At 67.3% G+C, this 22,478-nt stretch carries 17 protein-coding genes and 1 tRNA gene; 7 read left to right on the top strand and 11 right to left on the bottom strand.

What is annotated here, in order from left to right; translation table 11 throughout:
- Positions 1-33 precede the first annotated feature (33 nt).
- From H8F25_RS10260 to H8F25_RS10250, 3 genes are read right to left on the bottom strand one after another with little or no spacing between them, the layout of a single operon-like run.
- On the bottom strand, positions 34-1,230 hold the full coding sequence (locus H8F25_RS10260; protein ID WP_197210335.1) for an HlyD family secretion protein: 1,197 nt from the start codon (positions 1,228-1,230) through the stop codon (positions 34-36).
- Positions 1,227-2,435, bottom strand: a complete 1,209-nt coding sequence (locus H8F25_RS10255; protein ID WP_197210334.1) for a hypothetical protein — start codon at positions 2,433-2,435, stop codon at positions 1,227-1,229. Before H8F25_RS10255 ends, H8F25_RS10260 begins: the two co-directional genes overlap by 4 nt.
- Positions 2,432-3,364 carry a cupin domain-containing protein gene (locus tag H8F25_RS10250; RefSeq protein WP_231596756.1) on the bottom strand — a complete coding sequence of 311 codons (933 nt, stop codon included), beginning with the start codon at positions 3,362-3,364 and terminating at the stop codon, positions 2,432-2,434. Before H8F25_RS10250 ends, H8F25_RS10255 begins: the two co-directional genes overlap by 4 nt.
- Positions 3,365-3,621: 257 nt before the next feature.
- Between H8F25_RS10250 and ndhO the strand changes: the two genes are divergently transcribed.
- On the top strand, positions 3,622-3,891 hold the full coding sequence (ndhO, locus tag H8F25_RS10245) for an NAD(P)H-quinone oxidoreductase subunit O (protein WP_197210332.1): 270 nt from the start codon (positions 3,622-3,624) through the stop codon (positions 3,889-3,891).
- Between the two features lie 39 nt (positions 3,892-3,930).
- On the opposite strand, the gene H8F25_RS10240 is transcribed toward ndhO, so the two are convergent.
- The 3 genes from H8F25_RS10240 to H8F25_RS10230 all read right to left on the bottom strand — a co-directional run bounded on the left by H8F25_RS10240 (position 3,931) and on the right by H8F25_RS10230 (position 8,501).
- Positions 3,931-4,635 (bottom strand): DnaJ domain-containing protein, encoded by a 705-nt coding sequence (locus tag H8F25_RS10240; protein ID WP_231596755.1) that lies wholly within the window; start codon positions 4,633-4,635, stop codon positions 3,931-3,933.
- A 332-nt stretch (positions 4,636-4,967) separates the two neighbouring features.
- Positions 4,968-6,623, bottom strand: coding sequence for an iron uptake porin (locus H8F25_RS10235; RefSeq protein WP_197210330.1), 1,656 nt, complete (start codon positions 6,621-6,623; stop codon positions 4,968-4,970).
- Positions 6,624-6,851: 228 nt separating this feature from the next.
- Positions 6,852-8,501: an iron uptake porin gene (locus H8F25_RS10230; RefSeq protein ID WP_197210329.1), complete on the bottom strand. Its 1,650-nt coding sequence runs from the start codon at positions 8,499-8,501 to the stop codon at positions 6,852-6,854.
- Between the two features lie 214 nt (positions 8,502-8,715).
- Here H8F25_RS10230 and H8F25_RS10225 point away from each other — a divergent pair, with 214 nt between their 5' ends.
- Positions 8,716-10,905 (top strand): glycosyltransferase family 39 protein, encoded by a 2,190-nt coding sequence (locus tag H8F25_RS10225; RefSeq protein WP_197210328.1) that lies wholly within the window; start codon positions 8,716-8,718, stop codon positions 10,903-10,905.
- 949 nt (positions 10,906-11,854) lie between these two features.
- Here H8F25_RS10225 and psbD read toward each other — a convergent pair.
- Positions 11,855-12,910, bottom strand: coding sequence for a photosystem II D2 protein (photosystem q(a) protein) (psbD, locus tag H8F25_RS10220; protein WP_197210327.1), 1,056 nt, complete (start codon positions 12,908-12,910; stop codon positions 11,855-11,857).
- Positions 12,911-13,073: 163 nt separating this feature from the next.
- Here psbD and H8F25_RS10215 point away from each other — a divergent pair, with 163 nt between their 5' ends.
- From H8F25_RS10215 to H8F25_RS10200, 4 genes are all read left to right on the top strand, one after another.
- The gene (locus tag H8F25_RS10215) at positions 13,074-13,337 is read left to right on the top strand and encodes a hypothetical protein (protein WP_197210326.1); all 264 of its coding nucleotides are present in this window, start codon (positions 13,074-13,076) and stop codon (positions 13,335-13,337) included.
- A gap of 17 nt (positions 13,338-13,354) precedes the next feature.
- Positions 13,355-14,065, top strand: coding sequence for an ABC transporter ATP-binding protein (locus tag H8F25_RS10210; RefSeq protein ID WP_197210325.1), 711 nt, complete (start codon positions 13,355-13,357; stop codon positions 14,063-14,065).
- A 178-nt stretch (positions 14,066-14,243) separates the two neighbouring features.
- Positions 14,244-14,315: transfer RNA gene (locus tag H8F25_RS10205), tRNA-Asn, on the top strand.
- Between the two features lie 511 nt (positions 14,316-14,826).
- Positions 14,827-15,621 carry a response regulator transcription factor gene (locus H8F25_RS10200; protein WP_197210324.1) on the top strand — a complete coding sequence of 265 codons (795 nt, stop codon included), beginning with the start codon at positions 14,827-14,829 and terminating at the stop codon, positions 15,619-15,621.
- A gap of 61 nt (positions 15,622-15,682) precedes the next feature.
- Here H8F25_RS10200 and H8F25_RS10195 read toward each other — a convergent pair whose 3' ends face one another.
- Genes H8F25_RS10195 through H8F25_RS10185 form a run of 3 tightly spaced genes read right to left on the bottom strand, consistent with a single transcriptional unit; the run spans position 15,683 to position 19,901 of the window.
- The gene (locus H8F25_RS10195) at positions 15,683-16,675 is read right to left on the bottom strand and encodes a DNA polymerase III subunit delta' (RefSeq protein ID WP_197210323.1); all 993 of its coding nucleotides are present in this window, start codon (positions 16,673-16,675) and stop codon (positions 15,683-15,685) included.
- Positions 16,676-16,681: 6 nt separating this feature from the next.
- Positions 16,682-17,416: a dTMP kinase gene (tmk, locus tag H8F25_RS10190; protein WP_197210322.1), complete on the bottom strand. Its 735-nt coding sequence runs from the start codon at positions 17,414-17,416 to the stop codon at positions 16,682-16,684.
- Positions 17,403-19,901: a cation-translocating P-type ATPase gene (locus H8F25_RS10185; RefSeq protein WP_197213715.1), complete on the bottom strand. Its 2,499-nt coding sequence runs from the start codon at positions 19,899-19,901 to the stop codon at positions 17,403-17,405. Before H8F25_RS10185 ends, tmk begins: the two co-directional genes overlap by 14 nt.
- A 251-nt stretch (positions 19,902-20,152) precedes the next feature.
- Between H8F25_RS10185 and H8F25_RS10180 the strand changes: the two genes are divergently transcribed.
- A complete protein-coding gene (locus tag H8F25_RS10180; RefSeq protein WP_370525719.1) occupies positions 20,153-20,701 on the top strand; it encodes a photosystem I assembly protein Ycf3 in 549 nt (182 codons plus the stop codon).
- On the opposite strand, the gene radA is transcribed toward H8F25_RS10180, so the two are convergent.
- Positions 20,702-22,450: a DNA repair protein RadA gene (gene radA / locus H8F25_RS10175; protein ID WP_197210321.1), complete on the bottom strand. Its 1,749-nt coding sequence runs from the start codon at positions 22,448-22,450 to the stop codon at positions 20,702-20,704.
- Between the last annotated feature and the right edge of the window lie 28 nt (positions 22,451-22,478).

The following is a 22,478-nucleotide window of genomic DNA, read 5'->3' as shown; positions in this document are numbered from 1 at the left end:
CATGAAGCCCTGCAGAGGAAACCTGTGAGGTGTCTACGGCAGCCACGACCACACCTCAATGTTGAAGAATCGGGCCAATGCGCGGCTAAACGCGACGGCAACAGGCACCGTGTCACCTTGGATTTTCGCGTAGCCACTCATGCCCGGCCGCAGTTTCCCATTCTGATTGGGAAGCTTGATGATCACGCCAAGCAGCCGCCCGGCATTGAGCTGGGCAACGGTGATCATGTTGCCTGTGTCCTGCGAGCGATTCTGCTCGGTTTCCAGCAGATGAATGCTGGGCTCGACGGCGACCACTGTGCCTCGGATGGGATCATCCGGGAAGGCCATCAGCTTGACTTCGACAGGACGGCCAGCCTTGAGCCGATCAGCGACGACCTCTGAAACCTGAACCCGCGCCCTAAGGACATCGGTATTGGCCTCTTCAGCCGTAGCAAATGTACTTCCCTTCTCAAGATAAGTTCCCACCTTATCCTTGAGACGATGATCAACAATCACACCATCAAATGGCATGGTGACACGAGCACGATTCAGCTCGTCCGTCGCGAACTTCAGCTCTTCATTCAAGCGCTGAAACTCGCCCTGAGCCACCTTGATCTTCTCCTCAGACTGCTGGCGCTGCTGCTGCTTCTGCTGCACCGTGGCCTGCAATTCAAGAAGATTGGAGGCATCTGTTTCAGCCTGCTTCTGATAATCCTCAACCTGCTGCATCGAAACTGCGCCCTCACGGTAAAGATCCCGATAGCGCTCATAGGCTTTGCGGCTGAAGCGTGCGCGCACGCGGGCCGTATCCAGCTCGGCCAGGGTGACCGAGACCTCTTCTTCAGACACTTTGATCTGGCGTTGAGCAACCTGGATACCGGCATTCTGGGTTGCGATCTGCTTGCGTGTGGTTTGCAGCTGATTTTCCAGATCGGGCACATCCAGAGTGGCGATCACCCGGCCGGATTGAATGACATCGCGGCTGCCACCATCCACCATGACACGACTGACCCTGCCACTCACCTTGACCTGAATATTCTGTTGAGCGAGAGGCAGAAGCTCAACTTTTCCGCCCGGCCGCAAGGTATACGGAAGGCAGCCAATCAAAACCAATCCAGCACAGACAGAAAGGCTGATCCTGTGCTGACGCACAAAACGATTGACACGCCTGCGGCTGGGTAGGAACCATGGCGCATCCGACTTCGGGGCGATGGCAGCTGGTGGCCGATCCAGGGAGGGAAGCGTCATTGAAGCGTCGCCGTGAGTTGCGTGTAGGTGGTTGCCAGGAATCGCACAAACACGATGGACACAACAATCAACGCCAGTGGTGCTCCAGCTTTGCCGAGAAGCCCATACAGCAGCTGACCGACGCTATGGCTGAACAGAAGAACCAGAAATATCATCAGAATCACCGAGAATACGAACGAAGTCAACCCTAGCAATCCCAACCAGAACGCCTTCATCGGAGCCAGCAGATGCGGAAGAGGGCGACGCTGGATCAACATGAGCCACAGCAAGTGAGATTGCGGCAACAACCTGGGATTGCGCAGGTAAGAGGCCAGAAAAAAGTAGCCATCACGATACCACAAAGGACTCCCTTGGGTGACCAACTGCAATAAACTGCTGATCGCCATGAAGATCGCCAGTTGGGTCAACGACGAGCCGGAATGGCGAGCGTTGAACCAGACGATGACAGCAGCGGCCGTGACGATCAGACGCAGCAGCAACGGCACGCCGAAGACCCAGAGCTGCTCTCGGCGCGTCAGGCGCTCGATGTTGACCATCGTCGACTCAAAGACGGGAAGAAACCCGCACTCCAGCCGCAGACCGAGCTGTGTCGTCTGGCCGCCGAAGTAGGCGAGTACAAGGGCCTGGAGAAAGATCGCGGCCAGCTGCAGGCCCCACATGGTGCCAAAGTGCATCGCCAGCATCTGCGTAAGCGGAATGGCGGACAACATGCTCAGGTCGTGATTCAGGATCCGCTGATTGTGGAGGAGAGTGCCTGTTGCCAGAAACGACGCCGGCAGGCTTGCCCAGAGCATCACGGGCCCCAACCAACTGAACTGATGCGCGATGGAGGCCAGGTCGAACAGAGCCTTTGAGGGCAGCGCAACCGACCAGACGTAAGGCGCTGTTGATGCGGATGCTGCCGAGGCCTCTGACAGAGTCGGACAGGGCTCGAGCAGATCTTCCGAGGCCAGTCCCATGAGAAAGGCCCTGACATCAGAAGGCTTGATACGAGCCCCAAATCGTTGATCGAAGGCCTGGACGATCTGCTCAACGCTCTGGGTTCCGTTCCAGTTTCTGCACAGGAAGAATTCGCGCTGATCGAAGCGATAACTACGCCCTGCCCTAAGATCCCTGACGACCACCTGCTTGACGCCATCAGCCCCACTGCGGGTGGATGCCACCACGAGATCGGTGCGGAATCGGGTATCGGCGAGTTCTGTCATTGAGCTTCGGGTTGACGCCAGTCCTGCAGGCAGACGTCCGTTTCAGGCTCTTCATGCCAGTAGGTTCGGAGATATCGATAAAGCGGGAGATCCTGGGCCACGAGATAGACGCCAACATCATCACCTTCGTTGCCATGGCAATGAAGGCTGCCTGGCGGAGTGATCGCCACCGTGTAGTCCTCCCATTGGACCCGCTGATCATCAATCACTGAATAACAGTTGCGCCCCGACACGAACAACTGCACAGCGACAGCCGCATGGCGATGACTCAGCTGCGCCTCACCGGGCTTGAGCCACTTCCAACAAGGCACAAATGAACTGTAGACAATGCGATCATCAAGGCCGAAGTGAACCACGCCACTCTTGCCAGTCTGCCGATAATCCCTGTCTTGTGCTTCTCTGATATCAGCTGCTTTGTAGTGAAGCGGCTGATCAACGAGCTGCATCGACTGCAGACCAAGGAAATCAGCCAATGGCTGATCGGTCAACACATACAGGCGGCTGTCCGAGGAGGCGTGGTGGGACAGTTCATGACCACCAGGCCAGTAGAAGGCATCTCCGGTTTGCCAGGAAACAGATTGATCGCCACAGACGGTCTGCCCCTCACCATGAATCACGAAATAGAACTCACGACCGCCCCTGAAGCGGGTCCTGAGCTGTTGCCTGGCACGGACCACGACGTAGCCAGCCAGCAGCGATGGGGTGGTGCCAGGCCCAGCCAGCCGAAGCTGCTGGGATCGATCGAGCAGCACCAGACCCGTGGGAGCATCCGGGGAGAACGCAAGTTCGCGCTCGGCCCGGAACACCCAGGGCTCGATCCTCGGCTGGGGCCGGCGTTGCCGCTGCTGACGCTTGACGAGGCTGACCCCGGTCAGCGAGATCAAGGTGGCCTGAGGAGTGGAGCCCGATGCCGAGGAGCTGACCGCCATGGCACCTGGAATCTGCATGGATCGGAGCACCCCGAGGGATTCTGAACACGTGGCCGAACACCAGCCGCCTGCGAACCTGATCAGGGTCGAGTTGGTGAAGTCTAAGGGCAGGGATCATGCTTTTCCGTCGTCGATCGGACGGCAGGGGCCGCTCGGTTCAGCCCCGGGGCGTCGAGTCGTGCAGCCACACCCCGGGATGCCTGGGTCCGACAGGGGTTTCCCGTAACTCCTAAGGTTGCTGGGACGCAGTGCTCCCCATGGCCGAGACCCCCGCCACCCCGGCACCCACAGAAGCCGCCGCCAGCCCCAAGCCGTCACTGAAGAAAGGTGCGCTGGTGAGGCTCAGGAAGGAGGCGTTTGAGGGCAGTCTCGAAGCTCTGGCCAGTGACCCGGAGCTGCCGCCCTACGTGCTGGAAGGACCTGGCGAGATCCTGGCCCTGAAGGGCGACTACGCCCAGCTGCGCTGGCGTCGTCCCGTCCCCGACGTCTGGCTGCGCCTGGATCAGCTCGAGGCCTTCCCGGGCTGATCTGTCTCCTACCGGGCGTCCTCAGCAGCGGCCATGCACTCAGATCTCGAGCCTGCGGCGCTCCTGCTGCAGCAGGGTGCGGCGGCGTTTGGCCTCCCGCAGCATCTCGCGGCCATCGCGCAGGTAGCTGTCCACGTAGCCCATCGTGTAGCGCTCAAGCTCGATCAGGGCATCCTGCACCTGGCTGAGGCAGTGGTAGAGGCTCAGGGAGAAGCCCTGGGCACTGGCCGGTGCGGCCATGGAGCGGTAGAGCTGATCGACCTTCTCCAGCCGGGCGCGGCTCTCCTCCAGAAAGGTGCAGAAGGCCTCCATCAGGCGGTCGTCGTAGGGATCGGCCGACAGCTCCCGCAGCTGCTGCGGGAAGGGGTTGATCACCTGAGCCAGCAGCCGGTCGATCGGGGCGTAGACCTTCTGCAGCCAGGCGAGCAGCTGGGCGTCCGCGGCAGCCCCCCTGCGGGCCTGCATCGGCCGCGCCAGGCCATCACCGGCTGCGGGAGGCCGACGCGATGCCTCCTGCGCGGCGTCGTAGCGGCGTCGGCTCTGCTCATCGCGCAGCACCTCCCAGGCGGCATTGAGGGCCACGATCCGCTCCTCGTCGCCACCGGCATCGGGATGGTGGCACTTCACCAGGGCCCGGTAGGCGGCCTTGATCTCAGCGCTGGTGGCCTGTGGCGTCAGACCCAGCACCGCGTAGGGATCGCCCCCCAGCGGAGCATCAACATCGCGGGAGCGGGAAGCGGGCACAGGGCGGCTGGGGCTGCTGTCATCCTCTCGCAGCCGCCGCGGCCCACGGCCGTCACAACGCCATTGACCTGGAAGGAGAGCGGCCATGAAAAAACCCTCCGCAAGCGGAGGGCGGCGGGTGTGAGGAGCCCGCGGGGTGCGCCGGCCGGGCGCGGTTCGTGTGAGGAGTGGAGGGCAGCCGCCCGCAGGCGGTGCCATCCGATGGTCATGAAGCGTGTGGATCTGTGGGGGGAGGATGCCCCGGTCACGTGGACCGGGGCAGAACGACGCGGCTGCGACCAAGAAGGGCGGTGAGGCCCGTTCGTCGTGCCGCGGCGCCGGAACGGATCCGATCAGAACTTGAACTGGGTCTGGATCAGGCCGCCGAAGACGTTGTTGGTCTCGCCGTTGGCGGTGTACTGGCCGTTGGGACGGCTGAGGTAGAACAAAGCCGGGGTGATGCTGATGTTATCGGTCACCTGGAACCGGTACCACCACTCCCAGGCATAGTTGCCGTCGTTGGGACCATCAAAGCCATCGTTATTTTCGAGGGCGGTGACAAAGGTGGGCTGCCCCACTGCCATGCCGAGAGAATTACCCTTCGCGAAGGCATCCTTCCACTGAAGGCCAACAGACCAGGATTGGGTCTGGGTGATGTTGTTAGGGCTGCCGTAAGCCTGGTCGACGTCGAAATCGGCCTGATTGATCGAGCTGATGCCCCAGCCGAGGCTGATCGAGGGAATCCAACCGGTGGTGACGGGCTGCCAGGCTGCCGTCACCGCGAAGTTGTTGGAATAGGCGGAGCCGCCGTCGTCATAGGCACAGTCAAGCCGCTGACGGGCGAACTGGGTGCCGCGACGGGTCATGTTGTCATCACACTGACCGTAACGCCACGCCGCGGTGAGGGCCCACTGGGGAGCAGCCAGACCGATCTGGGTGGTGAAGCTGGCACGGCTGGCATCATTGAAGAGGCCACCCTCATTCGGATTGCCGTTGTCGCCGTTGGGGGCGACGTAGCTGGTGGAAATCGCGAAGTAAGGATTACCCTTCTTGACCTTCTGTTTCCACATCAGGCCGCCCATTGCGCCGGTGGCCTTGTTATAGGTCGCAGGAGCACCATGGAGGGCAAAGACGTCCAGCAGACCGGCGTCATAGAATGACGGGCGAATCGCCAGGAATTCGGTATTACGAGCCTTGGCGCCAATCAGAGCGGTGAACGAGCTACCGATCGGGAAACGGTAGTAGAGACGATCGATGCCCAGAACATCATTCTCACCATTCGTGCTGTAAGCACGATCCAGGGCCATCAGGTTGTAAGGCTGACCGCTGAAGGCGCTGTTCGCGAAGTTGCCGGCCCGCAGACGGGTGTACAGCAGATCCTTACCGGTGAAGCTGGTGTTGAGGTTCAGCCGCACGTCATAGTTGAACGTGGTGGCGCCCCAGTTCTCGCGGTTGGTGGCCGCGTAGCGATTGGCATTACGGCCAGCACCGCTGGCCTGGGAGGGAGCGTCCTGGCTGCCACCGAAGGCGGGGGCGCCGAGAACGAACACCGTGTCGCCCTGGAGCTTGGTGGTGGTGGAGAACTGGGTGGCCTCCAGCTCGCCCACCTTGGCCTCGAGGCCGTCAACACGACCGCGCAGCACGGCGAGTTCCTTCTCGAACTCGGCCATCAGCTTCTTCAGCTCATCGGTCACCTCGCTGATGCGATCGAGGCAGGCGTTGAGCAGAGCGGCGGCTTCATAACGGGTCATCGCCTGGCCACCCTTGTAGGTGCCATTGGGATAACCGGCGACACAGCCGTAGCGCTCGATCAGATTGGAGAGCGCCTGATAGGCCCAGTCGGTCGGACGCACGTCCGAGAACTGGCTGATGCTGGTGACCTGGGCAGCGCTGCTGCTGCGTGCATAGCGATTGACATCGCTCAGATTCAGCTCGCCTGCGGAGGCCGCAAGCGGAGAGGCAAGCCCCGCGACCACGGGGGCCAGCAGGAACTTCTGGAAGGGTTTCATCGAATCCTCACACCAAAAAGAGGAAGACTTCCCGGGGGAAGCCAAAGGCGAATCTATCTGAATCACTCCACGGAAGCGCACCGAACAGAGCACGCCAGGATGTAGCCCAGATCACCAGCATTGCCACTGCCCACATCCTGCTTGCCATGAAAAAAACCGGCTGCAGAGCAGCCGGGTCAAGGATGTGCTTGGGGTTGCTGGGGAAGCAACCCCTTTGATCGACTGCGATCAGAAACGGAAGGTGGTCTTGACCAGGCCGCCGAAGTTGCTGAAGGAGTCGTTATCCGACTTCTGGAGTTGACCCTGAGGAGCGCTCAGGTAATAGAGAGCCGGGGTCACACTGATGTTGTCGGTGACCTGGAACTTGTACCACCACTCCCAGGCGTAGTTGCCGTCGTTGGCTTCGAGGTTGCTGTCGTTGCCGGAGTTGGTCAGGAAGGTGGCCTGACCGACACCCATGCCGAGGGAGTTGCCCTTGATGAAGGCATCGGCCCACTGCAGACCCACATACCAGGACTGGGTGGTGGCGCCGTCGACGATCTCACCGACGAAGGTGCTGTCATCGGCGTTGTGGCTGTTGATGCCCCAGCCGGCGCTGATCGAGGGGAACCAGCCAGCGTTGGTGGGCTGCCAGTAGCCGCTGATGCCGACGGAGTTCACGCTCTCGGAGTTGGCGAACCCGAAGGCGGCCAGAGGCGTGCCGTTGCCGGTGTAGATACCAGCGCCGTTGCTGTAGGTGTAGGCGACAGCCAGACCGAAGTTGGAGCTGCCGTAGCCCAGCTGAACGGTGCCGGTCTCAGAGGAGCCGCTGGTACCGATGCCACCCTCGGAAGGGTTGCCCACATCACCGTTGGCGGCGACGTAGTTGGCACTGATGCTCCAGTTGCCGCTCTTCCACCACAGACCACCACCAGCACCGAGGTTCAGGCTGTAGGTGCCGGGAGCACCGGCGTAGGTGAAGACGTCGAGAACGGTGTCAGCGGGGTACACGCTGGGCCACAGGGCCAGCATGTCGTCCTGACGGACACGACCACCGATGGTGGCGGTGAAGTTCGAACCGATCGGGAACTGGTAGAAGAGGCGGTTGATCGCGACCACGTCACCGCAGTCAGCGCCGGCGCCGCAGCTCTCTTCAAAGCCGACTTCCAGGGCGTTCAGACCCACCACGGGCTGACCGAAGGGGGAATCGGCGAAGTTGCCGGCACGCAGGGTGGTGCGCAGCAGGTCCTTACCGGTGAAGCTGGTGTCGAAGTTCAGGCGAACGTCGTAGTTGAACGCCGTGGCGCCCTGCAGGGCACGGGCGTTGTCAGCGAACTCGCTGCCGGGGACCAGGGCGGTGCCGAACAGGGCGTTGTTGACCGTCGCACCCAGAGGGGTGACCTGAGCGCTGCCGCCGTAGCTGTTGGCGCCGATCACGAAGGTGGCGATACCCTTCAGCTTGGTGGTGGTGGAGAACTGATTGGCCTCCAGCTCACCCACCTTGGCTTCGAGGCCATCAACGCGACCGCGCAGCACGGCGAGTTCCTTCTCGAACTCGGCCATCAGCTTCTTCAGCTCATCGGTCACCTCGCTGATGCGGTCGAGGCAGGCGTTGAGCAGAGCGGCGGCCTCATAACGGGTCATCGCCTGGCCACCCTTGAAGGTGCCGTTGGGATAACCGGCGACGCAGCCGTAGCGCTCGATCAGGTTGGAGAGAGCCTGGTAAGCCCAATCGGTCGGACGCACGTCCGAGAACTGGGTGATGCTGGTGACCTGCTCCTGGCTGTCAGCGGCGTACTGATTCACGCCATTGAGGTTGAGCTCGGCGGCACTGACGGCCACAGGAGCCAGCAGCCCGAGGGCGGCCGGGGCAACCAGCAATTGCTGGAAGAGTTTCATGGGGGGACCTCACACGATGGGGCGCAATGCGCCACGCGTCATGTTCGGGGCATGTCACCGGAGATACCGCCTCCGGTGTGCCAGAAGGAAGAACGCACGCCTGCGGTCAACCTGGCGACATGGCCGCTGAGAAGCCTGTCATGGCAAGGCGCCACGGGATGAGAAGCTCCGCTCGGGCACACTTCAGGCTCCTGCGGCTGATCCGCCCCAGCCCATGTCCGACACCGCCCCCGCTCCCGACTCCGCGCGCGGTCCTCGCGAGTGGCGCTGGTGGGCCTGTGTCGCCGCGCTGTGGGGACTGGCCACGGCGTGGGATCGCCTCTGGCTGGCCCGTGACGGACGGATCCCCAGCTGGGACCAGGCCGACTATCTCAACAGCGCCCTCGATCACGGCCGTGCCCTGGGATTCCTGAGCGGTTCCTGGCAGGGCTGGGCAGCCCTGCTGGACCTTTCTCCCAAGATTCCGCCACTGGCGTCGCTGGTGAACGGCAGCGTCATGGCCCTGGCGGGCGACAGCCCGGACCAGGCCAGCTGGTCCCTGTCGCTCTGGCATGCCCTGCTGCTGGCGGTGGTGGCCGCGTGGGGGCGGCAGCTGGGCGGTCGGCGCTTCGCCCTGCTTTGCGTCGCCCTGGTGGCCCTGTCCCCGGCGCTGATGGCCCTGCGGGTGGACTACACCCTCGACATCCCGCTCACGGCAGCCACCACCCTGGCCCTGTGGCTGCTGGGGCGGTGGCAGGCCACCGTCCCCCGCGGCGGCCATCTCCGGCAGGCGTTGCTGGCGGCCCTGGCGATCGCGGCGGCGCTGATGGTCAAGCAGAGCGCCCTGCTGCTGCTGGCGCTCCCCGCGGCCTGGGCCGCAGCCGCCGGACTGCGCTGGCGGGGGCGTCGCCTGCAGGTGCTGCTGGCCCTGGCCGTGGTGCTGGCTGTCGTGCTGCCCTGGCTGCACCACAACTGGATCACGACCCTGGGGGGCACCAACCGCGCCGTCCTCGAATCCGCCGCCAGCGAGGGGGATCCCCCCGTCTTCAGCGTCGCCTCCCTGCTCTGGTACCTGCGACTGCTGCCACAGCAGCTCGGTCCGATCGTGCTGCCGGCGGGACTGCTCGGCTTCGTTCTGGCCCTGGGGAACCGGCTGTGGCCGGAGCTGCGCTGGCTCAGCGCCACAGGCGGGCCACTGAGGGCCAGCCAGCCCCGGACCTCACCGCACGGCGAAGACCCCGCGCCAGCGCGAGAGCCAGTCGGCTTCGACCCGCCCTCCGGCTGGGGCTGGCTGTTGGGCTGCGCCGTGGCCGGCTGGCTCGCGACCACCCTCAGCCCCAACAAGGACGCCCGCTACATCGCGCCGGTCCTGCCGCTGCTGCTGATGCTGCTGGCCGCGGGGTGGTGGCAGCTGGGACGATGGCTGTGTGCACGACTCGGGGGCCGAACCGGCGCCGCACTGCTGGGAGCGGGCCTGCTGGCGAGTGGTACCACCAGCGCCACCGCTGCCGTGGCCGCCCTGCGATCGAGCGAGCCGAATCCCCTGCCAGCGCTGATCGCCCGGCTGCGCTCCGAGGTGGGGGATGCCCCCACCACCCTGCTGGTGGTGCCGGGGAGTCCATCGCTGAATGAACAGAACGTGACGACCTACGGCCGCATGGGCGGCGGGCGGATCGAAGGGCGGCGTCTCGGCCGACGCCGCAGCGAGCATCCGCTGGTGCTGGAGCGGGCCGAGTGGCTGCTGCTGGCCAGCGGTGATCAGGGCACCGACCGGCCAGGATCGAGGGAACTGAGCCTGCGGCTGCGCAGCGACGACCGCTTCGGGCCGGTGGGCCGCTGGCCCTGGAGCGAGGGCCGGCAGGTGGAGCTGTGGCGGCGACGGGGCCAGGCCGCTCCCCCCTTCGACAGGGACTTCATCCGCCTGGCCCGCGGCCTGGAGCAGGGACCCGCAGGGCTGGCGGCGGTGTTCGAGCGGATCGGGCCCGAGCACCAGCTCGATGGGCATTTCCTCTACCAGCAGCGCGTACGCCGCTGGGCCCTGGAGGAGCTTCAGCGCAGACCCGACGATCGCGACGCCCTCTGGAGCCTGGCGCTGCTGGCCACCCTCAACAACCGCCCGGTTGAGGCGGGCCGCTGGTACGGCCGCCTGCAGGCCCTGGAACCCGACAATCCCTGGCCGGCCGCCTACCGAGCGGTGGTGTCCCTGGCGGACTGGAATCCGGGCGCCGCTGGTGAGGCCCTGGCGAGGCTGCCGGCGGATCTGCGACGGCAGCCGATTCCCCGCAGCCTCACGGAACTCAGCGCCGTGCTCTCCGGAAAGCTGTGGCGGGTTCCGACGCTGGCCGGTGTGCTGCCGGACGCGATTGAGTCGGTGAAACGTCAGCTGGAGAGCGCTCCAGCCCCCGAGCAGCCGAAGCGCCGCTGAGAACGGCACCGGGACCGCCGCTCCCTCACGCCCGGACCAGGCCCTGCCCTCGGGCCTGGGGACGAGCAGGGAGGCGCGGTGGAGAGGCGATCGCGACGTCCTCTCCCGACGATGAGGAATGGAATGGCTCGCCACAAAAACGATGCCCCCAGCAAGCCGAAGCTCACTGGGGGCTCTCGCCGGGTCCGCTCTGGCGCGGAACCGTATTGATCAGGAGGACAACCCGGTGAGCCGCGACCAAGGGTCGGGGCGTCCGGTCACCAACGCCGTATCAGCCGGCGTTCTCCGCGATCAGCAGACCCTGGAACGAACAACTGCCTTGCATGGACACCTCCTGAGTGGGAATGAATGCCGACCGGCGAAGCTTTCGGGCGAAGCCTGCGGTCCAACCAACCGCCTGAAACAGGATTGCCGCTGCAGGGCGATCCCCGAAGGAAACGCGACAAGGACAACGACCTGCGAACAGAACGGATGAGGCTGCAGACGTTCAGCGGAGACAAGGAATGATGCCGTCAGGTCCGGACCGGAACCGAGAGGAACTCAGCCGGGTCAGACGCTGGAGCGATCATCGTCCTGACTCAACAAACGCCCACTTCACTGTCGACGGAACCTCGGAATCTTAACGGAATCCAGGCGGCTGAGCCGCTGGGCTGCCCAGGATCCTTCTCCCCGGCCTCCAGGGGGGCAAAAGGGCCCAAGGGCCTGCGGCGCAGCCAACGTCAGGCCCAGCCCTGGCAGATCAGCGCGGCCCCTGCACCCGGCGCCCCGGTCCGGTCAACCACCACCCGTGACACCGGTGCGTGCGTGAAGCAAACGCCAACAAAAAAGCCGGGTGGCAGAAACCACCCGGCACAGTGTCGAATTCATCGTTGGATCGGAACCTGCCACCGAAGTGGGGCTGGCATCACCGAGCGACAGAGAATCCGTCCTGATCAAAGAGAGAAATTGATCAGAGAGCGTTGCCGCGGGGGAGAACCTCTTCAGGGAAGACGAAGTTTTCGTGCGGCTGATCCGCTGGGGCCATCCAGGCGCGCAGGCCCTCGTTCAGAAGAATGTTCTTGGTGTAGAACGTCTCGAACTCGGGGTCCTCCGCCGCGCGGATCTCCTGACTCACGAAGTCATAGGCGCGCAGGTTCAGCGCCAGACCGATGATGCCGATGCTGCTGGTCCACAGACCCATCACCGGCACGAACAGCATGAAGAAGTGCAGCCAGCGCTTGTTGGAGAACGCGATCCCGAAGATCTGGCTCCAGAAGCGGTTCGCCGTCACCATTGAATAGGTCTCCTCCTCCTGCGTCGGCTCGAAGGCCCGGAAGGTGTTGGCCTGCTCGCCGTCCTCGAACAGCGTGTTCTCCACCGTCGCGCCGTGGATGGCGCACAGCAGGGCACCGCCCAGGATGCCGGCCACTCCCATCATGTGGAAGGGGTTCAGCGTCCAGTTGTGGAAGCCCTGCAGGAACAGCAGGAATCGGAAGATGGCCGCCACGCCGAAGCTGGGCGCGAAGAACCAGCTGCTCTGGCCCAGCGGATACATCAGGAACACGCTCACGAACACCGCGATCGGGCCGGAGAAGGCGATCGCGTTGTACGGGCGGATGCCCACCAGACGGGCAATCTCGAACTGACGCAGCATGAAGCCGATCAGCGCGAAGGCGCCGTGCAGGGCCACGAAGGGCCAGAGGCCGCCCAGCTGGACCCAGCGCACGAAGTCGCCCTGGGCCTCGGGGCCCCAGAGCAGCAGCAGGCTGTGGCCCATCGCGTCAGCAGGAGTGCTGACGGCGGCGGTGAGGAAATTGCAGCCCTCCAGGTACGAGCTGGCGATGCCGTGGGTGTACCAGGAGGTGGCGAAGGTGGTGCCGGTCAGCCAGCCGCCCAGCGCCAGATAGGCGGTGGGGAACAGCAGAAGACCGGACCACCCCACGAAAACAAAGCGGTCGCGCTTGAGCCAGTCATCGAGGACGTCGAACCATCCCCGCTGCGGCAGGCGACCTGCAGCGATCGTCATGAGGGTGCTTAACGAAGCGTTACGTGGCAACTGTACGGGGAACCGGCGCGTCTGTGCGAGGGGACGGTGCCGGATCCAGGCGAATGAGCAGAAGTACCCAGAGCGTTCGCCCCACCGCGCGGCGATTCGCCAGAGTGAGGGTCTGCCCGCCATCCCCCAGCCCATGTACGTGATCGAGCTCTCCCTCCGCCTCAGCCCGATGCCGGTCGCGGTGCAGCGCCGCGAACTCGAGGCCGCCCAGGCCCTCTACGGCGAGGTGCGGCAGGCGCTCGAGCAGGGTCAGCCGCGCGTGCTGGAGCTGACCTGCGAGAAGGAGGAGCACAAGCGCGTCAGCCTGCTGAGCAGCGAGATCGTGGCGGTGCAGATCTACGAGAAATCCGCCACCGGCACCGGTGCCCGCCGGCCTGGCTTCGCCGTCGTCTCCTGATCTCCGACACGGACACCTTGACCGTCACCGCTTCCGCCGATGCGGCCGCGGCCGCGCCGCCGCTTCGGATCCAGGGGCTGCGGTTCGGCTGGGGCACAGGGGCTCCGGCTCTGCAGGACTGTGATCTCTGTCTGCCCGCCCCGGGGCTGTGGATGCTGGTGGGCAGCAACGGCAGCGGCAAGAGCACCCTGCTGCGCCTGATCGCTGGCCTGCTGACACCCGCCGCAGGCACGATCGAGCATCGCGGCCGCGCCGCACTGGTGTTCCAGAACCCCGATCACCAGCTGCTGCTGCCCAGCTGCAGCAGTGACCTGCTGCTCAGCCTGGCAGGGCTGCCGGAGGCAGGGGGACTGCCGCGGCCTCAACGTCGGCGCCGGCTGGAACGCTGCCTGGCCGAGGTGGGGCTGGCGGGCCTGCTGCAACGCCCGATCCACACGCTCAGTGGCGGCCAGAAGCAGCGCCTGGCAATCGCCGGCGCCCTGGCCAGCGGCGCCGATCTGCTGCTGCTCGATGAACCCACCGCCCTGCTGGATCCCGACAGCCAGCAGGAGGTTCTGGAGCTGATCCGCCGCCTCTGCGGCCCGGAGCCGGGCCAGCTCAGCGCCCTGTGGATCACCCACCGCCTTGAGGAGCTGGAGCTGTGTGACGGGGCGGCCCGCATGGAGGCGGGACGGATCGGCCCCTGGCAGAGCGGCGCGGCGTTGCGCCGGTCCCTGAGCCGCGCCTGAGAGCGCTGCCGAGGCCCATCAGATCAGCTCCCGCATCGAATCGCGCCCGCTGCTTCCCGGTGCCGAGAGCGGGAGCGACCGAGCCGATCCGGAGGCAGGCCATTCCGGCGCTGTCCCCTCTTGCCCATCGGCAGGGCTCGGGGGTAGGTTCTCCAAGTCCCGGCGATGGCCGGTGCATTCCTCGGTAGCTCAGCGGTAGAGCGGTCGGCTGTTAACCGATTGGTCGCAGGTTCGAATCCCGCCCGGGGAGTTTCACTTCAATGCCCCAAGTCTGATTCTTGTCTTGTTGCAGGCAAGACAGGGTGGAGTTCCTCATATCTGCATGTCCCAGTCGTCTGACTGGCTCCAGGCCGCCACTTTCATCCCGGGGGCGCTTGCCGCGTCAGTCCGGGGGGCGGACTCAGGGCTTGCCACTGCAACAGGCAGGAGCGCCCCGATAGCCGCGACGGACCGGAGTGTTCCGCTCGGTGGCCGGGTTTTGCAAGGAATTGCAGCGAAAGAAAATCGAAAGATTGCGGCATCGGCTGGGCCCGGCTGCGCCGGCAGATCCCAGTTCCCAGCTGGATTGCAGCGATTCCAGCCCGAGCGTCGGAGGTCTCACCGGGCCGTCGAGAAGTCGACGGAGCGGCCCTGAGGATCCCGGGGCGTTCCGAAGGGCGCCAAAAGCGAAGACAATGCAACGCAGTTCGGTTGCCGCCCGCAGACGCGAACCGGTCGGGGGAGCCCCCGCCGCCCTCTGCAACGGCCTTCTTCTCCACTCCATGAAGCACTGCATCCTGCTGATCGAGGACGACGCGGACATGCGTGAGCTGGTGGCCGGCCACCTCGAACATGGCGGCTTCGATGTGCAGCGGGCCGATGACGGCATCAAGGGCCAGGCCCTGGCGCTGCAGTACAGCCCGGACGTGATCCTGCTCGATCTGATGCTGCCCAAGGTGGACGGCCTTACCCTGTGTCAGCGCCTGCGGCGGGATGAGCGCACCGCCAAGATCCCGATCCTGATGCTCACCGCCCTGGGCAGCACCAAGGACAAGGTGAGCGGCTTCAATTCGGGGGCCGACGACTACCTGGCCAAGCCCTTCGATCTCGAGGAGCTGATGGTGCGGGTGAAGGCCCTGCTGCGTCGCAGTGAGCGGGCCCCGCTCTCCAGCAAGCACAACGAGATCCTCAGCTACGGCTGTCTGACGATGGTGCCGGAGCGGTTCGAGGCCATCTGGTTCGACCAGCCCGTGCGCCTCACCCATCTGGAATTCGAACTGCTCCACTGTCTGCTGCAGCGCCACGGCCAGACGGTGGCCCCGTCGCTGATCCTCAAGGAGGTGTGGGGCTACGAACCCGACGACGACATCGAGACCATCCGCGTGCACGTGCGACACCTGCGCACCAAGCTCGAACCCGATCCGCGCAAGCCGCGCTTCATCAAGACCGTCTATGGCGCCGGCTACTGCCTGGAGCTGCCGAACGGCGACCAGCTCTCCAGCCTCGAGCCGGTGATCCGCGAGGCCCGCGAAGCCGCTCGCCAGAAAAGCGCCGCCAAAGGCAGCGCCGTCGCCTGAGGCCAGGGCCACCCCTGCCCACACCCCATAGGAAACCGCCACCCTCCCGGCCCGGCCCTGCTCAGCCCAGACACCCGCCCAACTGCAGCAGCGCCACCTCCCAGGCCAGTCGCGGCGACACATGGGCGCGCAGCTGGGCCCGCAGCCGCTCCAGACGGCGCACTTCGACCGACGGCCCGCGCCGTCGCCACAGGGCCAGCTGCCACCAGTCGAGCAGCCACTGCTGCTGCTCTCCATCGAGCACCTCGCACAGATCGCGGGCCAGGGCCAGCGCCTCCATCGGATCGGCGCGCAGCTCCAGCAACCGAGCGGCCAGCCCCTCGGGCAGCTCACGCCAGCGGCGCCGCTGCTCCAGCAGGGCGCCCGGTGAACCGGCGGCCAGCTCCAGCAGCTCAGGGGGATCGCCAGGATCCGTCTGGGCCAGGTCCCCCGCCTCGGGCAGGCCTTGCAGCACGGCCTGGACCTGGTCCGGGGCGAGCCGCACGAAGGGGATCTGCTGGCAGCGCGAGCGGATCGTGCTGAGCAGCTGCTCGGGTGCGGCGCTGATCAGCAGCAGCAGCCCCTCACCCGGTTCCTCGAGGGTCTTGAGCAGGGCATTGGCGGCCCCTTCCGCCATCGCCTCGACGCTCTCGAGCACCACCAGCGGCCCTGGCGCCTCCACAGGATGGCGGGCGAGGAAGCGGGCCAGCTCACGCACCTGCTCCAGCCGGATCTGGGGCGCCGCACGCCGGCTCACCCCCTCCGTCTCCGCCTCGGAGGCCCGCACCAGCCGGCCCTGGTGCTGATAGGTGGGCTCCACCCACAGCAGGTCGGGATGGTTGCCCTGCTCGAGACGGCGTCGCAGGCCCACCGGCGACCGGGGCGCCTCCGCCTGGCCGGCCTGCGGCGCCAGACGGATCACCCCCTCCAGAAAACGCAGGGCCGCGCGCCGCTGGCCCACCCCGTCCGGCCCGGCGAACAGATAGGCGGGGGCGAGGCGCCGCTGCTCGAGGGCTGCCGTCAGCAACGCCACGGCCCGGGGTTGTCCCCGCAGATCGGCGAACAGCTCGTCCATGACCATTCAGCCTGCCGGCCCGGGCTGGGGCGCCAGGAGCTGCGCCAACGCCTGGATGCAGGCAGCGGTGACCTGCCCGGCCGGCGCCTCAGCGGCGATGCGCGTCCAGCCCCGGTGCTGCGCTTCGATCGCGAAGCCAGCCGACACCCGGGCCAGGAAGGTCGTGCCCGCCGCCTCGATCCGGTCCGCCGGCCGCTGGCTGCGCCGCTCCAGGGACAGCTCCAGCGGCAGATCCAGCCAGAGGGTGAGATCGGGCTGCAGGCCGGCGGTGGCGATCGCCTCGAGCTGGGCGATCAGGGCGGCATCGAGGCCGCGGCCATGGCCCTGATAGGCGGCCGTGGAGCCCACGAAGCGATCGCTGAGCACCCAGTGCCCGGCCGCCAGAGCCGGCAGGATCACCGTCTGCACATGCTGGGCTCGGTCGGCGGCGTACAGCAGCAACTCGGCGGTGGGACAGGGAGCCTGCGCATCGTCCGCATGAAGCAGCAGCTGGCGCAGGGCCGTCCCCAGCGGGGTGGCGCCGGGCTCACGGGTGCGGATCAGCCGGGCTCCGGGCGGCAGCAGACCGCTGGCCGGCAACCAGCTGGCCAGGGCCTCGAGCTGGGTGGTCTTGCCGCAGCCGTCGATGCCCTCCAGCACCAGAAAGCGACCGCGGCGGGGACCGGCGTCGGTGGGGGGGGCCCAGGCGGCTGGAGCGGAGTCTGCGGCCGCGGTGCCGGGGGCGGGATCAGGCTGCACCATGCTCCTTCCCGAGAGCGCGGGATCCACCGGGAAGCAGCAGGGCATTGACCACGACGGTGATCGAACTGAGGGCCATCAGCAGCGCCGCCAGGGGAGGCGTGAGACGCAGCGAGAAGGCCGGCAGCAGGGCGCCGGCGGCGATCGGGATGACGATCAGGTTGTAGCCGAAGGCCCACGCCAGGTTCTGGCGCACCTTGGCCATCGTGCGCTCCGCGATCCGGAGGGCCTCCAGCACCCCCTCGAGTCGCTCCCCCATCACCACCAGAGCAGCGCTCTCCTGGGCGATCTGGGTACCGGTGCCGATGGCGATTCCCAGGTCGGCGGCCGCCAGGGCGGGGGCGTCGTTGATGCCATCGCCCACCATCGCCACAGGCCCCTTGAGGCGGGCCGCAAGGATCCGCTCCAGCTTCTGCTCGGGCCGCAGCTCCCAGGCCAGTTCCTGCGGCTCAAATCCGAGACGCTCACCGAGCCGCCTGACCGGCACGGCCCGATCACCGCTGAGGAGGGCCAACCGCAGGCCCCGCTGACGCAGGGCCCGCAGGGTGGAGGCAGCGTCCCGGCGAGGTTGATCCTCGACCGTCACCAGCGCCAGCAGGGAGGAACCTGCCGCCAGGGCCAGGACGGTGGCGCCTTCGGATTCCAGGGCCGCCTGGCGCACCAGAGGCTGCTCACCGGCGACGACACCCTGTTCGATCAACCAGCCCAGCCGGCCCAGCAGCAGCAGCGGTCTGTCCTCCACAGCGGCGTCCTTCCCGACGCGGACGAGCAGGGCATTCAGGCCCGGGTGCGGCACCTGGAGGCGCCCCTGCACCCCCTCGCCGGCGACGCTGCGCCCGTCCTGCACCGCCAGCAGCGCCAGCTCGCGGCGCTGGGCCTCCTGCAGCAGCGCATGGGCAAGGGGGTGGCGGCTCTGATTCTCGAGGCTGGCGGCCAGCTGCACGATCAGACCCACCTCGGGATCCACCTCCGCCGCCGCGGCGCCGGCATCGAGCCGGGACGCGGCCCCCATGGCGATCAGCTCCACGGCGGTCACCAACGGCCGCCCCAGGGTGAGCGTGCCGGTCTTGTCGAACAGCACCGCCCGCAGTGAGGCGGCCATCTCGATCGCATCACCGCCACGGAACAGCAGGCCGGCCCGCGCAGCGCGGCCGCATCCGACGGTGATCGCCGTCGGGGTCGCCAGGCCGAGGGCACAGGGGCAGGCCACGACCAGCACCGCGATCGCCAGCTGCAGACCCAGGGCCAGGGGGGTGATCGTGGTGCCCGCCGCCATCGCCCCATGGGCCCCATGCAGCGCCAGACCGTGGGCGCCATGCATGGCCAGGGACGATCCGGCCGGAACAATCAGCACGTGGGGCCAGAGCCTGGCGCCCAGCAGCCACCAGAACAGGAAGGTGGCACCAGCCAGCAGCAGCACCGCCAGGGCGAAGCGACCCGCCACCCGGTCGGCGAGGCCCTGGATCGGGGCCTTGCGGGCCTGGGCCTGCTCCACCAGATGGACGATGCGGGCGATGGCGCTTTCGGCGCCGCTGCGACGCACCTCCAGCTGCAGCGGCGCCGTCAGGTTGAGGCAGCCGGCGGACAGCTCCTGACCCGCCACGGCCGTCTCGGGCATCGCCTCGCCCGTGAGCGCCGAGAGATCCAGTGCCGACTCGCCGGCAACCACCACGCCGTCGACCGGGACGCGATCTCCCGGCAGCACCTGGATGCGATCGCCGGGCCGCAGACCGCCAACGCGCACCTGCCGCGGCGGGCCGTCGTCCACCAGCAGCAGGGCCTGATCGGGCTGCAGCTCGATCAGCTCCTCGATCGCCCGGCCAGTGCGCCAGCGGGCTCGCTCCTCCAGGAAGCGTCCGGCCAGCACGAAGCCCAGCAGCATCACCGGCTCATTGAAGAAGCAGGGCCAACCGCTGGCGGGCCACAGCAGACCCACCGCGCTCGCGAGCCAGGCGCTGGCCATGCCCAGCCCCACGAGCGTGTCCATGCTGGGCAGGCCGGCCAGGGCGGCGCGGAAGCCGTTCAGCAGGATCATGCGACCTGGAAAGGCCAGGGCCAGGGTGGCCACAAGACCGTGCAGCCAGGGGCTGGACAGGGTCGTGAACGGCAGCCGGTCGGGGAAGGCGCCGCTCTCTGCCGCATGGCCCAGGGTCGAGACCAGCACCAGGCTGAGGGCCACGAAGAGGGTGCGCCACTGCTGCCACCAGTCGCGCTGCCGCAGCCGCTCACGCCGGCTGAGGGGGGTGGCGTTCTCCTGGCGCGGACGGGCCTGGAAGCCCAGCTCGGCCAGGCTGGCGAGGAGCGCCGCCATCCACTCGGGGGCCGCCGCTTCGGCATCCGGCCTCGCGCCGGGCTCGCCCAACCGCCCCAGACCGGGCTCCAGTTCCAGCCAGGCGGTGCGGGTGAGCAGATTGACGCTGGCCTGGCGCACCCCCGGCTGCTGCATCAGGCGCTGCTCCACGGCCCGCACGCAGCCGCCGCACTTCATCCCCTCCACCTCCAGCAGCAGCGAGAAGGGGGCCTGGTCGGCAGACCCCTCCGCCGGCTCGGCTGCTGCAGGTTCGGGCCCCAGCGGGCCACCACCACCAGAAGCCCCCGCGGGGCCGACGGACCCGGCAGGACGGTGAGGCCAGAGTCGGAGGGTGCCGGGAGGCAACGGCCGAGGGCGAGGGAGCCACAGGCTAGGGAGAGCGGGTCGCTGCTCCCTGGGGCGGTCTCGGGATGCGCGCAGGCGGCAGGATGGGACGACGATCCGCCTCCTTCGCCGTGCCCCGCTCGCAGCGCAACGACAACTTCATCGACAAGAGCTTCACGGTGATGGCGGATCTGATCGTGAAGCTGCTGCCGATCGACGCCCGCTCCAAGGAGGCCTACGTCTATTACCGCGACGGCCTCTCGGCCCAGAACGACGGCGACTACGCCGAGGCGCTCGACAACTACGAGGAGGCACTCAGGCTCGAGGAGAACGCCAACGACCGGGGCGAGATCCTCAAGAACATGGCGATCATCTTCATGAGCACCGGCGAGGAGGAGAAGGCGCTCGAGTACTACAGCCAGTCGCTGGCGGAGAACCCCAACTCCCCCTCCTGCCTCAAGAACATGGGGCTGATCTATGAGAAATGGGGCCGCATCGCCGCCGAATCGGGCGACCAGGACAGCGCCGACCGCTGGCTCGACATGGCCGCCGAGAGCTGGAGCAAGGCGGTGAAGCTCTACCCGGGCGGCTACCTCGACATCGAGAACTGGCTCAAGTCGTCGGGACGCAGCAGCGTCGACGTGTACTTCTGATCAGGCGTCCTCCGCCGGGTTCACCCCCAGGGCCGCCACCAGCGCCTCGGCCACCGTGCCGGCTTCGCGGAGTTCCAGCCCCAGCCCTGCGGCGATCGGGCCGAGCCCACCGCCCCTGGGCACCACCGCCCGGGTGAACCCCAGGCGGGCCGCCTCCTGCAGCCGCAGCTCCAGCTGACCCACCGGCCGCAGCTGACCGCCAAGGCCCAGCTCACCGATCAGCGCCGTGCCCGGCGGCAGGGTGAGATCGCGGTAGCTGGCCACCACCGCCGCGGCCACGCCGAGGTCGGCCGCCGGCTCCTCCACCTCGAGGCCGCCGGCCACAGCCAGGTAGCAGTCGAAGCGCGACAGCGGCAGGCCCAGGTGCTTCTCGAGCACCGCCAGGATCTGGTGCAGGCGATTGACCGCGATACCGGTGGCGGTGCGGCGGGGACTGGCGTAGCTGGTGGTGCTCACCAGCGCCTGCAGCTCCACCAGCAGCGGCCGGGTGCCCTCGCAGGCGACGATCGTGGCGGTGCCGCTGCTGGGCTCGCCGCCGCCGAGAAACAGCTCGCTGGGGTTGGCCACCTCATGCAGGCCGCGATCGCGCATCTCGAACACCCCCAGCTCATGGGTGGCGCCGAAGCGGTTCTTGACCGCCCGCAGCAGGCGGTGACTGGCGAAGCGGTCGCCCTCGAAGGTGAGCACCGCATCCACCAGGTGTTCCAGCACCTTGGGGCCGGCGAGGGCCCCCTCCTTGGTGACATGGCCCACCAGCACCAGGGCGGTGTCCTGTCGCTTGGCGATGCGGGCCAGGGCGGCGGCGCATTCGCGCACCTGGGCCACCGAGCCGGGGGCGCTGGCGAGCTCGGCGTCGTGCAGGGCCTGGATGCTGTCGATGATCGCCACCGCCGGCCGCAGCGCCTCCAGCTCCTGCAGCACCAGCTCCAGATCGGTCTCGGCGAGCAGCTGCAGCGAGGCGGATGGAGATGGGGATGGGGCCGCGCCGGGCGCGGCCTCCGGATCGCCGGTGGGGCTCTCATCCGAGCCTGAGCCGGCCAAGCCGCGTTGCACGGCGCTCCCAGCCGCAGGTGTAGCAGATCCAACGCCCCCGGGAGGCGGCCCCTGCGACCCACCGGCGGCATCGCGTGGCAACGGCCCTCCGGAAGCGCCCGCCGGGATCGCACCGGCCGAACGGCGCGGGGCGGCGGGCTCGGCGGCTCCGAAGGCGGAGACCCGCGGAGCCGCCGCACCGGCGGACGGCCGGACCTGTGGGGCAGCGGCCCCGCCCCGGGCGGAGCGGCCCGCAGGCACCCCATCGCCTGCATCGCCGCTGTGCAGGCGCCGCCAGCGCAGCTTCACCTGCTGGGCCGATTCCTCCGCACTCACATACAGAACCGAACGGCTGAGCGCCATCGCCCGGGCGCACTGCAGCAGCAGGGTGCTCTTGCCGATGCCGGGGTCGCCGCCCACCAGCACCAGCGAACCCGGCACCAGCCCCCCGCCCAGCACCCGGTCGAGTTCGCCGTAGCCGCTGGCCAGCCGCTGCAGCGGCCGCTCCCCCACCGTCTCGATCGGCTCGGAGCGCCGCGGCCGTCCCGTGGTCGCCCCGGTCTCCTCGGCGACAGGCCGGCGCCGCCGGGCATCGACCGGGGCCTCCCGCTGCTCCACCAGCGTGTTCCAGGCACCGCAGGCACTGCAGCGACCGAAGAACTGGCGCGTGCGGGCCCCGCAGGCCTGGCAGACGTAGGAGGCGCTGGCCTTGGGCACGAACTTATGAAGAAAGGTGGCGTTCCGT

The organism is Synechococcus sp. CBW1004, from assembly GCF_015840715.1.
Taxonomy (GTDB): domain Bacteria; phylum Cyanobacteriota; class Cyanobacteriia; order PCC-6307; family Cyanobiaceae; genus Cyanobium.
This window is presented reverse-complemented; position numbering and strand designations above follow the sequence as displayed.